The organism is Eubacterium sulci ATCC 35585 (assembly GCA_001189495.1).
Taxonomy (GTDB): Bacteria; Bacillota; Clostridia; order Peptostreptococcales; family Anaerovoracaceae; genus Eubacterium_B; species Eubacterium_B sulci.
Genome location: CP012068.1, coordinates 994,359 through 1,008,212, shown reverse-complemented (window position 1 = coordinate 1,008,212; position 13,854 = coordinate 994,359). Strand labels below are relative to the sequence as shown.

The following is a 13,854-nucleotide window of genomic DNA, read 5'->3' as shown; positions in this document are numbered from 1 at the left end:
TCTATAGGGATGAATATAATTTCCTCAACTATAATTACAATGGTATCAAAGCCAAGAGAGGTATAGATGTATCTGTTCACCAGGGAGAAATAGATTGGGCCAGTGTAAAGAAATCTGGAGTTGAGTTCGCATATATTAGGCTTGGATTCAGCTCTTATGCAGATGGTAAAATCTATATGGATGATTACTTCGAAAAGAACATAGAAGAAGCCCAAGAGAACGGAATAGATGTAGGTGTATACTTCTTTTCGCAAGCAGTAACTACAGAAGAAGCTGTCAAGGAAGCAAAGTATGTGCTCTCAAATATCAAAGGAAGAAATGTATCACTACCAATAGGATTTGATATGGAGCCAGTAACTGAAAATGACAGGATAAAAGCTCTGACCGTAGAGCAAAAAACTGAAGTTGCAGATGCCTTTGGGTGCATTATGAAAAAGCATGGAAGGGAAACACTAATCTACGGAAACCCGGATTGGATAGCTAACAATATTGATTTAACTCTTTTAAGTGATTATGAGATATGGCTTGCGCACTATACTTCCATGAGCAGCTTCGAGTATGACTACGCAATGTGGCAGTATTCTTCAACAGGAAGAGTGGATGGCATAAATACAAATGTTGATTTAAATATAATGTTCGTCAAATAGTTTATAACAAATTCAAGAATCAAAAAACCCGCTCTAGGCGGGTTTTGTCTTAGTTATCATCATCTAGGCTTTTTATTTCCTTGTGAGTTTGATTCTTCAAAAGTGTGACTATTGCACCTGTATATACTTCTAGTTTATCCTTGTTTATAACAACATTGACAAGATTTACTTTTGAGTTTTTCTTAGCAATAAACACTGCTGGAGTCGTCTGCACACTGTTTTTGAACTCTAGGTTAGAGCGATCATATTCCTTATAAGCATCCATGACTTCCTTTTGAAATTTAGAAACATTATTCTCATCAAATTTAGTCGAAAGTGGTTGAACTCTAGATATTCTATTGTATGATATTCCTGCAAGGGAACATGTAGTAGCGTACTGATTGTCAAGCTCTGTTAGATTTGCTTTATCAAGGCTATAACCCTGTGCTGAAATTGTAAAGGCTTCCTCGCTTGTTGCAATAGTACCGATGTTTGAAATAGTAACTATTTCATCGTCTGCATCTCTATAGAAGACACCGTCTGAAAGTGTATAGAGAGAGCTTACAAGCGTGTTCTGGCTTTCTTTAGTATAAACTGTTGCCGGTAGGCTAACTGCCTCGTACTTGTAAGTAGCCTTTGGATAGTCTTCCTTATATTTCTTGTCAAACTTTTCTATTGCTTTATCAAGCTTTGTTGTAAATTTTTCAACATCATCTTCACTTATAACAATAATCATCTCAGCATTCTTCGGATATGAGCTTGAGCTATTTCCACCTGATATACTTGAAAGCTCAAATATCAAAGAGTTCGTCTTAAAAGATGCTAGTAAATCGCCGAGCATTTTAACAGGATTTGGATATGATGAAATTTTTCCATCAGGTGTTCCGCCTGTTAATCCACTTATCGATATCTTATATGCTGTGCTTAGTGTTGGAGCTTCAGTAGTCAAGCTACCTGAGAAGAGGTAGTTGCTGTTTCCGCCTGAGTTAACAGACCAAAGAGCTTTGCGTCCACCAGAAAGACTTATAACTTTGGTGTTATCCTTAAAATACTCTTTGCTCAGATTATCAAGTGCACTGTAGTTGCCATTAGATATGGGTGAGAAGATAACATTTAGCTCACCAGAATCCTCATTGTTCTTGATTATATAGAGGGCAGATGCAATGGCATCCATACTGTCAGCAAAGCTATCTGCATCGTAGCTACATACAACTGTAACTGGAGCTGCATCTATATATGCCTCAGAAGCAGCCATCGACATTATAATGTTACCGTGGTCGTCTTTTACGTATTTTAGGTTCTTAGATTTAGCCCAGTTGAGGAGATATTCCTGTATCTTATTATTATCTGTCAAAGTTTCGGCTGAATCGAGCAAATCAGTTCTATATGCAAATGCTTTTGATTCTATTTTTTCATTCAATGGAATCTCGGTATTTGAAGATTTTTTTCCACATGCTGTTAATGCTAAGATTAAAATTAGCATTGAAGAAATTAGCGTAATATATATTCTTTTTTTCAAATTTTCACCTCCATATAACAATCGTGAAAAACTTTGTAAATTACCCTTTGATTTAAGTTAAAAATACTTTATAATAATAGCATATCAAAGGAGATACCGCAATGGAAACGAAGAACTTGATTATTAGGGAAAGTACATTTAATGATTGCTCATATTTTGCTGATTGGGAATCCGATCCAGCAGTAACTGAGTTCTTTTCAATTGACGAAAGCAGGGACTACGAAGAGGTTGTTACTGAATTCATAGAGAATAGTAATGATGATACTAAGAGACAGTTTACCATCCTGCAGAAGCCAAGTGATATTCCTATTGGCAGAATTTATCTTTCAAGACTTGATAGTCATAGTGACTCAGTAGATGTAACAAGAATATATATAGCTGATCCAAAGCTTAGAAATCAAGGGCTAGGCAGGGAAGCACTGCTTTCAATTCTTGAATATGCATTTATAAGTTTGCATATGGAGAGAGTGACTATTGACCACTTTGTTAAGAATGACGTAGCAGCTCATCTATATGATAAGCTTGGGTTTAAATCAGAGGGTATACTCAGAAGTGCTACAAAGAAGAATGGTAAGTACTATGATTTACATCTGAAATCAATGATCAGAGCAGAATATATTGGTCTTGACCGTACGCTTGTATAAATCGCGGAATTCAAGCAAAAAAGTACTTGTATTATACTTATTGGCTATGGTATAATGCTACTTGCGGTTATTCAATCTATAGCCTGCAAACATTTTAAGAGGTAATAAACCCGATATCGGGATATACAATTTTTAGCAAGGAGGTGCGGCAAATGTCAAGAAAGTGTGAGATTTGTGGAAAAGGTCAGGTTTCCGGAAATAATGTTTCCCATTCAATGAGACATACAAGAAGAAAATGGAATGCTAACATTCAGACCGTAAGAATCAATGACAACGGTACAGTAAGAAGAGCGAATGTATGCACAAGGTGCATGAGATCAAACAAGATTGACCGCGCCCTCTAATCAATAGGGACTAACTCCGCGAAGGCTTTTGCTTTCGCGGTTTTTTTATCGGAGAATATGGATATGTCTGTATATAAATATACTAATCAAGGCAGAATAAGCTTTTCGGACAGAGTTATCGCTACAGAAATCATAGATGTAATTGATACTAAGGAATATGATGAATTAATATGGTTATCTACAACTAAAGGTAGGTTTCTTCTAGAAGAAGATGTTATACCGTCAAGCGATAGCCTTAAGAATATAGAGATTAGCTTTGATAATAAGCAATTTAGAATTAAGTATTATGCTATAGTAAAATTCGGCGAGAGCATCAAAAGTCTACTAAAAAAACTAAATCAAGAGATTGTAAATCATTTACAAGAAAGACTTACTGTAAGTCCTAGAGAAATTACGGTAGTTATAACAGGTGTTAAGTCTGAAAATGTGTCAGCAAGAAACATGGAGTTTAAGTTCAAATATGCAGATAAATGACAGCATAAGTGTGCTCAAGGGCGTAGGTCCTAAAAAAGTAGAAATCTTTCATGATATGGGAATTAAAACCATAGAAGATTTGGCTCTTTATTTTCCAAAATCATATGAAGATAGACGCACTGTAACCCATATATCTGAACTTAAAGCTGGTAGTGACTTTCTAATTCAGGCAAGGCTTGTGAACAAGAGGATTGGTGCGAATAGATTTAACAAAAAGACTCCGCTAGTACTAAATGTAAGTGATGATAGCGGGATGCTTGAAGTTGTCTTTTTTAATGGATATTTTTTGAATAAACTCTTTGATATTGGAAAAGAATATGTTTTTTACGGCAGAGTAACCGAAAACCTAGATAGACTCCAAATAGTACATCCAGAGTTTACAATTGCAGGAAGTAATGACGATGTTAGAGAAATTATTCCCGTGTATTCATTGAGACAGGGCTTATCTCAAAAAGAAATGAGACGAATGCAAAGAGATATAAAGGTTGTTTATTCAAGTATCAAAGAATGGATACCTGAGGATATAGTCGAGAAGAATAAACTTGCGTCGCTAGACTTTGCTATTTCAAATATGCATTTCCCAAGCAATGCAAAAAAAGTTTTACAAAGCAGATATAGGCTTATCTTTGATGAATTATTTACTCTTGAAACTGGTCTTATGTACATGAAGAGCGATGACAGCGATGTTACAGGAATCTCAATAGATGTAAGTAAAGGAGATGAATTCATATCAAAGCTTCCATTCGAGCTTACAAGTGGACAAAGAGAGTCCTGGAATGAAATAAAAGATGACTTACAAAAACCAAAGAAGATGAATAGACTCCTGCAAGGAGATGTTGGATCTGGTAAGACGATAATTGCTGAAGCTGCAATGCTTTCAGCTGCTGCTTCTGGATTTCAAAGCGTGATCATGGCGCCTACGGAGCTTCTTGCAAGGCAACACTTTGATACCTTTGTTAAGGACTTATCTGATCATGAAATCAGTCCGGTGATTTTGATAAGTTCTATGAAAGCCTCCGATAAGAGAATGGCAATGGAAAGCATAAGCTCTGGCAAAGCTAAGGTGATAATAGCAACACATGCTGTTTTAGAGGAAAACATTGTATTTAAGAATCTAGGTCTTGTCATTACTGATGAGCAGCATAGATTTGGTGTAAATCAAAGGAGAAAACTTTCGGGTAAAGGTGAGGGTGTTAATATACTTGTAATGACTGCTACACCTATACCGAGGACGATTGCAGCCATATTATATGGTGATTTAGATATATCGCAGATAAGAACCATGCCTAAGGGTCGTAAGGGAATCCATACATATAAATGTTCTCAGGGAGAAAGAAACAGGGTCTTTAACTTTGTCGAAAAAGAGATGAAGGCAGGACGGCAAGCATATGTTGTTGCACCTCTTATAGAGGATTCTGAGAGCATAGATGCAAAATCAGCAAATGCTATATTTGATGAACTTCAGGATAGATTTGATGACTTTAATATCAAACTTGTCCACGGTGCAATGAAAAGTGCAGATAAAGACGAAATAATGCAGGATTTTGCAAGTGGCAAGGTTGATTTACTTGTTTCTACTACAGTGATAGAGGTTGGAATAAATGTACCAAACGCAAGCGTTATGGTGATAGAAAACGCTGAAAGATTTGGACTTGCCCAGCTTCACCAGCTCAGAGGTAGAGTCGGTAGAGGAAGTGATGACGCCTATTGCTTTTTGATGTGCTATACAGATAGCGAGCTTGCTAATGCGAGGATGGACATTATGACAGGATCGATGAGCGGCTTTGATATAGCAGAGGAAGATCTTAAGCTTAGAGGACCTGGTGAAATCTTTGGCACGAGACAGCATGGACTTCCGCAGCTAAAAATAAGTGACCTCTTAAGACATAGAGATGTGCTAGAAGCAGCTATGAACTCAGCTAGGGAGCTTATTGAGCGAGATAGCAAGCTAGAAAAACCAGAGAGCGTCATGGTAAAGCAAAAGGTAAAGAAGATGTTCGGCAGTGATATAAGTATTGATTTATAGGAGATAAGATGAGAATTATAACTGGAAAATACAGGGGGAGAAAGCTAGAAACACCTTTTGGTAATGAAATAAGACCAACAAGCGATAAGGTTAAGGAATCGATTTTTAATATTTTGATGTGCGATATTGAGGATGCTGTTTGCGTGGATCTATTTGCAGGAACAGGTAATCTTGGTCTAGAAGCTCTATCTAGGGGTGCATCAAAATGCTGGTTCTGTGATAACGAGAGAAACAGCGTTGATATTATCAAGCGTAACATTAAATATTGTAAGGCGGAAAATGAATCAATTGTTCTTGCTGGAGATTACAAGAAGGCTCTTAAACGAATTGATGAAAAAGTTGATATCGTTTTTCTTGATCCACCATACCATGATGGGCTCTATGAAAAAGCCATTGAACAGATAGATATGCTTGATTTATTAACAGATGTAGGTATAATAGTAGCAGAACACGAAAAAATGACGGATTTGCCTGAACATATTGGCGGACTGAAACTTTTTAAACATAAAAAGTATGGAAAAATATGCTTGTCTCTATACAAGAGGGCAGATTCAGATGATTTCTTTGACGATGAGGAGAAGATAAGTGACTAAGGCTCTATATTCAGGATCTTTTGATCCTATGACAAATGGACATCTTGATGTCATAGAACGTGCATCTAAGATGTTTGATCAGATCGTTGTGGGGGTCGTTTCGAATCCAAACAAGGTGCCACTTTTTGGACTTAAGGAGAGAAAGGAACTAATTAAGACTGCAATAGCGCATCTGCCTAATGTTACAGTAGACGACTTTGATGGACTGCTAGCAAATTACGTCAATCAGAATGGATTTAATGCTGTTATAAGAGGTCTAAGAGCTACATCTGATTTCGAATACGAGATTCAGATGGCACAAATGAACGCAAGGCTATTTAATGAGGGAATTGAGTCCATATTTTTGATGACAAGCCCTAAATATTCATTTATAAGCTCAAGTATGATTAAAGAAGTTGTTTCATTAAATGGAAATATAGATGGTTTAGTACCAGAGAATATCTTAAACGAGATTAAGAAGAAATACTCATTATAGGCATAGGAGGATTAGGATGACAATCTACGAACTATTAGAAGAATTGGAAGAAATTATTAATGTAGCACCAAAGCTACCTCTCACAGGCAAAATCATGGTCGATGCAAACGAGATTTTGGATATAGCAAAGGACATTAGACTAAGCTTCCCAGATGACGTTCAGCAGGCTGAATGGATTAGAAGAGAAAAAAATACTATCTTGGATAATGCCAGAAATGAGTATGAGAAGATTATCATCGAGGCTAAGAAGCAGGCCGACATGATGGTCGAAAAGGATGTAATCACTGAGAGAGCAGTAGATGTTTCAGGTGAGATTTACAGAAGAGCTGATGAGTATTCTAAGAACATGAGACTTAGAACATATGCATACATGGATGATGTTTTGAATAACTTCCGTGTCAAGATGGATGAGCTTAATAGCAAGTATTTTGATGCTATGTATAATGACATAAATGCCCACTTCAATGATATTTCAAAGAAGCTTGAGTCTGATATCAAGGACATCAGAAGCATAGCTGAGGAGACACAGAATACTGAGATAGAGAAGCACAGAATAGATATTCCTATTGGAGAATCCAAATCTGAGGAAGAATAGTACTGATGAAGACTATAGGAATAGTAACTGAATTTAATCCGTTTCACGATGGTCACAAGCATCTAATAGATAACGCCAGACAAAATCTGGATGCTGATTTTGTGATTGCAATAATGAGCGGTAATTTTATGCAGCGGGGATACCCCGCTCTTTTTGATAAGTGGCAAAGGGCGGAAAGAGCTGTAGAAGGCGGAGTGAATCTAGTTTTAGAGCTTCCACTTGTATTTTCGTGCGCCAGTGCAGGGCAGTTTGCATATGGTGGAGTTAACATACTAGAAAATCTTGGAGTAGTCGATGTGCTTGCTTTTGGCAGCGAGTCAGGCAATATAAAGCAGCTCAAGAATGCGGTTGAGCTATTAACCAAGATAGATATTGATTATTCGGATGAACTAAAGGACATTTTATCAAAGGGATATTCATATCCTGCAGCAAGAAGTATGCTAATATCATCTATGTCCCCTGATTTCGATGAAAAAATTCTAACTGAGCCGAATAATATTCTAGCTTTGGAATATCTTAGACACATAGATAGTTTGGATGCTTATACGATAAAAAGGATAGGTAAGGGACATCTAGAGACCGCTAGTGATATTCGCAGAATTTGGAAAGAGGATAATCCCCAAAAATCAGCTGAATTTGAGCAAAGATATTTTGATGTTGTTAGAAGTAAGTTGCTTTTGATGAGTGCAGAAGAAATTGATAAAATAGCATCCGCAGGTGAGGGACTCGGAAATAAAATTAAGGCCGAGATTAGATATGCCCATAGTCTTGAAGACTTAGTAATGCGTGTAAAATCAAAGAGATACACATATAGTCGTATAAATAGGCTATTTGTTCAGGCTTTGTTTGGATTGAATAACGAAATAATCAACGAAGCTAGTCTATATGCTAGACCTCTTGCTTTTGACAAAAAGGGTGCAAGCTTGTTAAGGGCGATAAAAGAACTAGATCAGATACCTGTAATAGACAGTATTCCTAAGGCGTTAATTGACAAGAGAATAGCAGAAACTATAAAGTACGACGTTTTAGCGAGCGATATGTATAACATAATTTACGGTAATGACTTGTATAAAAATAGTGATTTTGTGCAAAAACCAATTGCTCTTATATAACCACTAAGAGTTTATTGTTTTGGTTTAGATCCATAAAATTTCACTAAATATAGTCAATGTCTTGATTTTAAGGCATCCATATAGTATTATTTTATGGTAAAGTTTAATAAATATATGTACAGACATGGAGGAATATATGAAAGTATTAGTTATCAACTGTGGTAGTTCATCACTTAAGTATCAGGTTCTTGATATGACAGATGAAACTCTTCTTGCAAAGGGATTAGTTGAGAGAATTGGTATGGATGGATCAGTTATCAACCATACTAAGACAGGATGTGACAAGGTTGTAATGGAAGTTCCTATGAAGGACCACAAGGATGCAATCGCTCAGGTTCTGGCAGCAGTTCAGGATAAGGGACATGGCGTTGTAAAGAACATGGACGAAATCGGTGCTGTAGGACACAGAGTTGTACACGCTGGAGAAATGTATGCAGAATCAGTTCTAATTACAGAGTCAGTTATCCAGGCTCTTGAGGATTGTATCGAGCTTGCTCCACTTCACAACCCACCAAACCTACTTGGTATAGCTGCATGCAAGGAACTTATGCCTAAGACTCCGATGGTAGCGGTATTTGATACAGCTTTCCATCAGACAATGCCACCACAGTCATACCTATATGCTCTTCCATATGAATATTATGAGAAGTATCGTGTAAGAAGATACGGATTCCACGGAACATCACATAAGTATGTTGCTCAGAAGGCTGCACAGATGATGAGCGTTAACATTAACGATCTAAAGCTTATCACATGCCACCTTGGTAATGGTGCTTCAGTTACAGCTATCAAGCACGGTAGAGTAATCAATACATCAATGGGATTCACACCACTTGAGGGTCTAGTAATGGGAACACGAAGCGGTGACATTGACCCAGCTATCGTTAACTACATCAAGGAGAAGGAAGGCCTAACAGATGCACAGGTAAACGATGTACTTAACAAGAAGTCAGGTGTATATGGTATTTCAGGCGTTTCAAGTGACTTCAGAGACCTTGAGACTGCTGTTAATGACGGAAACGAAAGAGCAGCTCTTGCTCTAAGAATCTTTGCTCAGAAGGTTAGATTCTACATCGGCGCTTACATTGCAGAGATGAACGGTGTTGATGCTATCATCTTTACAGCTGGTGTAGGTGAGAACGATATCTCAATGAGAGAAATCATTTGTACAGACCTTGGTAACCTAGGAATCAAGCTAGATCCAATTAAGAACAAGGTAAGAGGTCATGAGACAAAGATCTCAACAGATGACTCTAAGGTTCAGCTTCTACTTATCCCAACAAACGAAGAGCTGATGATTGCAAGAGATACATACAGCATCGCAAGAAAAATTAATAGATAATAGTTGACAAGATAGCTAGATATAGATATACTTTAATAGTTATTGCGTAATATTATATATTTTATATATAATTAGACTTCGAACGAGGAGGTGTAGAAATGGCAGTTCCAAAGAGGAAAACATCAAAGGCCAAAAGAGATATGAGAAGATCACCGAATATGAAGAAATCATTACCGGGAATTTCGATCTGCCCTCAATGTCATCAGCCAAAGCTTCCACACAGAGTTTGCCCAACATGTAACTATTATGATGGCAAAGAAATAGTGGCAACAGAAGAAGCTTAATAAGCGAATATATGGATTCAAAAGAGTAGTTTTTGACTACTCTTTTGTTGTCTTTATGTTTTTCTAATTGGATAAAATCAAAACGCAAGTTATTGTAATACGTGTATTTGAATTAATTTAGGAGAATGTAAAATGAATGGTAAACAACTAACCGTAAGGGGTATGGTTATCGGTGCTATAGGTTCAGTAATTATTACTTGCAGCTCTATGTTCATCGCACTGAAGCTAAGCTCGCTTCCATGGCCAATAATGTTTGTGGCTCTGTTTTCAATGGTTTGCCTTAAGGCGCTAGGTAACACAAGTCTCAATGAGATAAATGTTACACATACTGCTATGTCAGCAGGTGCAATGGTTGCAGGTGGTGTGGCTTTCACCATACCAGGAATATTTATTCTTAATCCAAATGCGGAGATTTCCCTTGTGCAACTTCTTGTAATCGCACTTGGAGGTACAGCCTTAGGCTTGATATTTACAGCTTTGATGCGTAAATATTTCATAGAGACTCAGGAACTCCCATATGCTATGGGACAAGCTGCTGCAGACTTATTAGAAGTAGGAGATAAGGGAGGCAAAAAATCGGTACTGCTCTTCACATCATTTGGCATAGCTGGCCTATTTGCTGTGTTAAGAGATTGGTTTACTAAGATACCTCAGACCTGGTTTAGTAAGGGAATGATGAAGTATGGATCTGTCGGAGGATTCTATATTTCACCTATGCTAGTTGCTATTGGATATATTGTAGGTCCTTTATTTATAGGTGTATGGTTCTTAGGCGCTGTTGTAGGTGATTTTGGAATTCTAATCTTTGGACAAAAGTTTGGATTTTTTACTTTACAGCAAGCCACTGACATCAAACAGTCACTAGGACTTGGAATGATGGTCGGAACAGGAATAGGTATTTTAATTAAGGGAATACTCCCTAATTTGAAAAAGATATTTGGAGCTATGTTTAGCAAGGAAAACACAGGTGATTCAGTTCTTCCAATGAGATGGGCGCCTATATTTCTTGTTTTGCTCGTATTTGTACTTACATACGTTTGCAATCTAGGCATAATAGCTTCGGTAATTACTATAATAGGTGTTTGGCTAACAACATCTATGTCATCACAGTGCGTGGGACAATCAGGAATAAATCCAATGGAAATCTTCGGTATATTTGTTCTACTGGTTGTTAAGACAATAAGTTCAATCGGCCAAAATGAGGCGCTATTTGTAGCAGCAATTGTTGCAATTGCATGCGGTCTCACAGGCGATGTAATGAACGATTTTAAGGCCGGACACATACTTAAGACAAATGCTAAGGCTCAGTGGATTGCTGAGGTTATTGGTGGTTTTATAGGTGCAATTGTATCTGTTTTTGTTTTCTACTTCATGCTAAAGGCATACGGAGGGAATGCATTCAATGATGGTACATTTGCTGCAGCGCAGGCTCACGCAGTTTCTGCTATGATTACGGGTATATCGAACTATCCTGTATTTATGTTCGGACTAGTTGCAGCGGCGATTCTGTATTGTCTAAAGCTTCCAGTTATGACATTTGGTCTTGGTGTATATCTACCGTTTTATCTATCTGCTACTGCATTCATAGGTGGAGCGCTTAGATTTATAGTAGATAAATTCCTTCCAAACTTTGAGAAGGAGAGCAAGGGACAGATCATCGCTTCCGGCGTCTTAGGAGGCGAAGGTGTAGTTGGTGTAGTAATCGCAATTATCGTTGCGGTTAAGGCTATAGCATAGCTTTGATGGTGATTGATATGTCAAATTTGGATATAAAGCAAATAGATGTATGCGATATGAAGGATTTTCATATCGGATCAGCCGAAGACTTTGATAAGCTAACTGGCGTGACTGTTATTTCATCAAAGGATGGCGCCACAGCTTCAGTAGATGTGAGAGGTGGAGGCCCTGCAACTAGGGAAACTGATCTTTTAAGTCCCGAAAACATGGTACAAGCTATTCATGCTGTTGTTCTCTCAGGAGGAAGCGCATATGGGCTTGAAGCCTCTAGCGGAGTCATGGACTATCTTGCATCAAAGGATATTGGCTTTGATGTAGGCGTAGGAAAGGTGCCAATTGTTTGCGGAGCTTCATTATTTGATCTTCAGATTGGTCAAAACTCATATCCAAATAAAGATATGGGCTATAGTGCAGCTCACAATGCCTATGAAGGAGAAAATATCGGATTTAAGCAGGGAAACTTCGGTGCTGGAACTGGAGCTACAGTTGGTAAATATAACGGCATAGAAGGCATGATGAAGAGCGGTATCGGTTCTTCTGCTGTACAGGTAGGCGAACTTCAAGTTGGAGCAATATCAGCTGTAAATGCAATGGGTGATGTATTTGACTTTGATGGCAAAGAGATAGCAGGACTTATGTCATCTGATGGAAAGCTCTTATCAACTTGCCAGGCAATGAAGGACAATATCTACCAGTCAAAGAATGTTTTTTCGGGTAATACAACTATAAGTTGCATTATGACAAATGCCGTTTTAACAAAGGCACAGTGTAAAAAACTTGCATCTATATGTCACGATGCGTATGCTAGGCGTATAATGCCTGTGCATACAAGCGTAGATGGTGATACAATCTTTGTTATGTCATCTGGAACACTAAAGCTTGATGATAATAGCTTTGATGCACTAGCTGTAATTGCAACTGAGGAGCTTGAGAAGGCTATAGTTTCAGGGGTAAAATCAGCGAAGGGTATATTAGGAACAAAATCATATTCAGATTTATGACCTTAATTGAGGAATAAAAATGATTGAAAGAAACTTTTTAACACCTAATGAGGTGGCAGGCGAACTAGTTACAGTCGCAGAGAATAAGGCTAATTTAAACCTACTTCAGAAGATAGTTTTGGGAATAATAGCAGGTGCTTACATCGCTTTTGCAGCAGTAGCATCTAATACGGCAGCTTTTCAGCTAATGAATAATCCAAGTACACTTGGAATATCAAAGCTCATAAGTGCTTTTGTATTCTCGGGAGGACTCATTCTTGTAGTAGTATGTGGATCTGAACTTTTCACAGGAAACAATCTCATGCTTATGGGAGTTTATGAGAAGAGAATAAGCTTACAGAAGCTTCTTACAAGCTGGATCATTGTTTATGTAGCTAACTTTGTTGGATCAATAATCATAGCATTTTTGGTAGTTAAAGCAGGGCAACCTGATTTTGCGAATTCTATGCTAGGAGGAGCAACAATTAAGATAGCTTGCGCTAAGGTTTCTCTTTCAACATCAAATGCTATATTGCTTGGTCTTATGTGTAACTGGCTTGTATGTCTTGCTGTATGGGGATCTACAGCGGCTAGAGACATTGGTAGTAAAATAATGGCAATCTTTTTCCCAATAATGATGTTTGTCACGGCTGGATTTGAGCATAGCATCGCAAATATGTATTATATATCAGCGGGTCTTTTCGCTAAAGAAAATAGTCAATATGTTGATGCAGCTTTGCAACTAGGAGTAAAACAGAGCGATATTGCAAATCTTGATTGGAGCAGTTTCTTCCTAGGAAACCTACTACCTGTAACTCTAGGAAATATAATTGGAGGAACAATATTTGTTGGAACTGCATACTGGCTTGCATTTATGAGAAAAAAATAAATTATAAAACTGGGGTGCACTTCAAGCTCAAATGCTTGAAGTGCTTTTTAAATGCTTTATCTTTAATTTTCTTGTATGTACAACACGCAGGTAAAAATCACCCACATGATAATTTAGAGTGCACTTAAAAATACTTGTAGTAATACAGCAACATGTATATATAGCTTGATTTTATGCCAATTATTTTACTAAAAATAATGAATTTAGGGTTATT

The 13,854-nt window shown here is 37.5% G+C and carries 14 protein-coding genes and 1 pseudogene; 14 read left to right on the top strand and 1 reads right to left on the bottom strand.

All coding sequences use genetic code 11. The features are described 5' to 3' along the window. Window positions 1-41: 41 nt before the first annotated feature. A pseudogene (locus ADJ67_04650) lies at window positions 42-647 on the top strand (hypothetical protein). A 49-nt stretch (window positions 648-696) separates the two neighbouring features. Here ADJ67_04650 and ADJ67_04645 read toward each other — a convergent pair. Further along, entirely contained in the window at window positions 697-2,145 is a 1,449-nt protein-coding gene (locus tag ADJ67_04645) for a hypothetical protein (protein AKT47002.1), read from the bottom strand. Window positions 2,146-2,246: 101 nt separating this feature from the next. Here ADJ67_04645 and ADJ67_04640 point away from each other — a divergent pair, with 101 nt between their 5' ends. From ADJ67_04640 to ADJ67_04580, 13 genes are all read left to right on the top strand, one after another. Next, on the top strand, window positions 2,247-2,789 hold the full coding sequence (locus tag ADJ67_04640) for a hypothetical protein (protein ID AKT47001.1): 543 nt from the start codon (window positions 2,247-2,249) through the stop codon (window positions 2,787-2,789). 152 nt (window positions 2,790-2,941) lie between these two features. Beyond that, window positions 2,942-3,133: a 50S ribosomal protein L28 gene (locus tag ADJ67_04635; protein AKT47000.1), complete on the top strand. Its 192-nt coding sequence runs from the start codon at window positions 2,942-2,944 to the stop codon at window positions 3,131-3,133. A 63-nt stretch (window positions 3,134-3,196) separates the two neighbouring features. Then, window positions 3,197-3,607, top strand: a complete 411-nt coding sequence (locus ADJ67_04630) for a hypothetical protein (protein AKT46999.1) — start codon at window positions 3,197-3,199, stop codon at window positions 3,605-3,607. Beyond that, a complete protein-coding gene (locus ADJ67_04625) occupies window positions 3,594-5,633 on the top strand; it encodes a hypothetical protein (protein AKT46998.1) in 2,040 nt (679 codons plus the stop codon). The genes ADJ67_04630 and ADJ67_04625 overlap by 14 nt, the downstream gene beginning before the upstream one ends. Before the next feature lie 8 nt (window positions 5,634-5,641). Beyond that, window positions 5,642-6,226, top strand: a complete 585-nt coding sequence (locus tag ADJ67_04620) for a hypothetical protein (protein ID AKT46997.1) — start codon at window positions 5,642-5,644, stop codon at window positions 6,224-6,226. A 28-nt stretch (window positions 6,227-6,254) separates the two neighbouring features. Beyond that, window positions 6,255-6,701: a phosphopantetheine adenylyltransferase gene (gene coaD / locus ADJ67_04615; protein ID AKT47677.1), complete on the top strand. Its 447-nt coding sequence runs from the start codon at window positions 6,255-6,257 to the stop codon at window positions 6,699-6,701. A gap of 16 nt (window positions 6,702-6,717) precedes the next feature. Next, complete coding sequence (locus tag ADJ67_04610) at window positions 6,718-7,296, top strand: hypothetical protein (GenBank protein ID AKT46996.1); 579 nt, start codon at window positions 6,718-6,720, stop codon at window positions 7,294-7,296. Between the two features lie 5 nt (window positions 7,297-7,301). Next, window positions 7,302-8,408: a hypothetical protein gene (locus ADJ67_04605; GenBank protein AKT46995.1), complete on the top strand. Its 1,107-nt coding sequence runs from the start codon at window positions 7,302-7,304 to the stop codon at window positions 8,406-8,408. A 136-nt stretch (window positions 8,409-8,544) separates the two neighbouring features. Continuing rightward, window positions 8,545-9,750, top strand: a complete 1,206-nt coding sequence (locus ADJ67_04600; GenBank protein AKT46994.1) for an acetate kinase — start codon at window positions 8,545-8,547, stop codon at window positions 9,748-9,750. A 98-nt stretch (window positions 9,751-9,848) separates the two neighbouring features. Then, window positions 9,849-10,034, top strand: coding sequence for a 50S ribosomal protein L32 (locus ADJ67_04595; GenBank protein AKT46993.1), 186 nt, complete (start codon window positions 9,849-9,851; stop codon window positions 10,032-10,034). A gap of 132 nt (window positions 10,035-10,166) precedes the next feature. After that, window positions 10,167-11,771: a peptide transporter gene (locus ADJ67_04590; GenBank protein ID AKT46992.1), complete on the top strand. Its 1,605-nt coding sequence runs from the start codon at window positions 10,167-10,169 to the stop codon at window positions 11,769-11,771. Window positions 11,772-11,803: 32 nt separating this feature from the next. Further along, entirely contained in the window at window positions 11,804-12,772 is a 969-nt protein-coding gene (locus ADJ67_04585) for a peptidase (protein ID AKT47676.1), read from the top strand. Between the two features lie 19 nt (window positions 12,773-12,791). Beyond that, the gene (locus ADJ67_04580; protein ID AKT46991.1) at window positions 12,792-13,640 is read left to right on the top strand and encodes an FdhC protein; all 849 of its coding nucleotides are present in this window, start codon (window positions 12,792-12,794) and stop codon (window positions 13,638-13,640) included. The last annotated feature ends 214 nt before the right edge of the window (window positions 13,641-13,854 follow it).

Coding starts and splice junctions, on each gene's coding strand:
- ADJ67_04605 (AKT46995.1), top strand. CDS start 7,302: ATGAAGACTATAGGAATAGTAACTGAATTTAATCCGTTTCACGATGGT.
- ADJ67_04625 (AKT46998.1), top strand. CDS start 3,594: ATGCAGATAAATGACAGCATAAGTGTGCTCAAGGGCGTAGGTCCTAAA.
- ADJ67_04635 (AKT47000.1), top strand. CDS start 2,942: ATGTCAAGAAAGTGTGAGATTTGTGGAAAAGGTCAGGTTTCCGGAAAT.
- ADJ67_04630 (AKT46999.1), top strand. CDS start 3,197: ATGTCTGTATATAAATATACTAATCAAGGCAGAATAAGCTTTTCGGAC.
- coaD (AKT47677.1), top strand. CDS start 6,255: ATGACAAATGGACATCTTGATGTCATAGAACGTGCATCTAAGATGTTT.
- ADJ67_04640 (AKT47001.1), top strand. CDS start 2,247: ATGGAAACGAAGAACTTGATTATTAGGGAAAGTACATTTAATGATTGC.
- ADJ67_04620 (AKT46997.1), top strand. CDS start 5,642: ATGAGAATTATAACTGGAAAATACAGGGGGAGAAAGCTAGAAACACCT.
- ADJ67_04595 (AKT46993.1), top strand. CDS start 9,849: ATGGCAGTTCCAAAGAGGAAAACATCAAAGGCCAAAAGAGATATGAGA.
- ADJ67_04610 (AKT46996.1), top strand. CDS start 6,718: ATGACAATCTACGAACTATTAGAAGAATTGGAAGAAATTATTAATGTA.
- ADJ67_04590 (AKT46992.1), top strand. CDS start 10,167: ATGAATGGTAAACAACTAACCGTAAGGGGTATGGTTATCGGTGCTATA.
- ADJ67_04600 (AKT46994.1), top strand. CDS start 8,545: ATGAAAGTATTAGTTATCAACTGTGGTAGTTCATCACTTAAGTATCAG.
- ADJ67_04580 (AKT46991.1), top strand. CDS start 12,792: ATGATTGAAAGAAACTTTTTAACACCTAATGAGGTGGCAGGCGAACTA.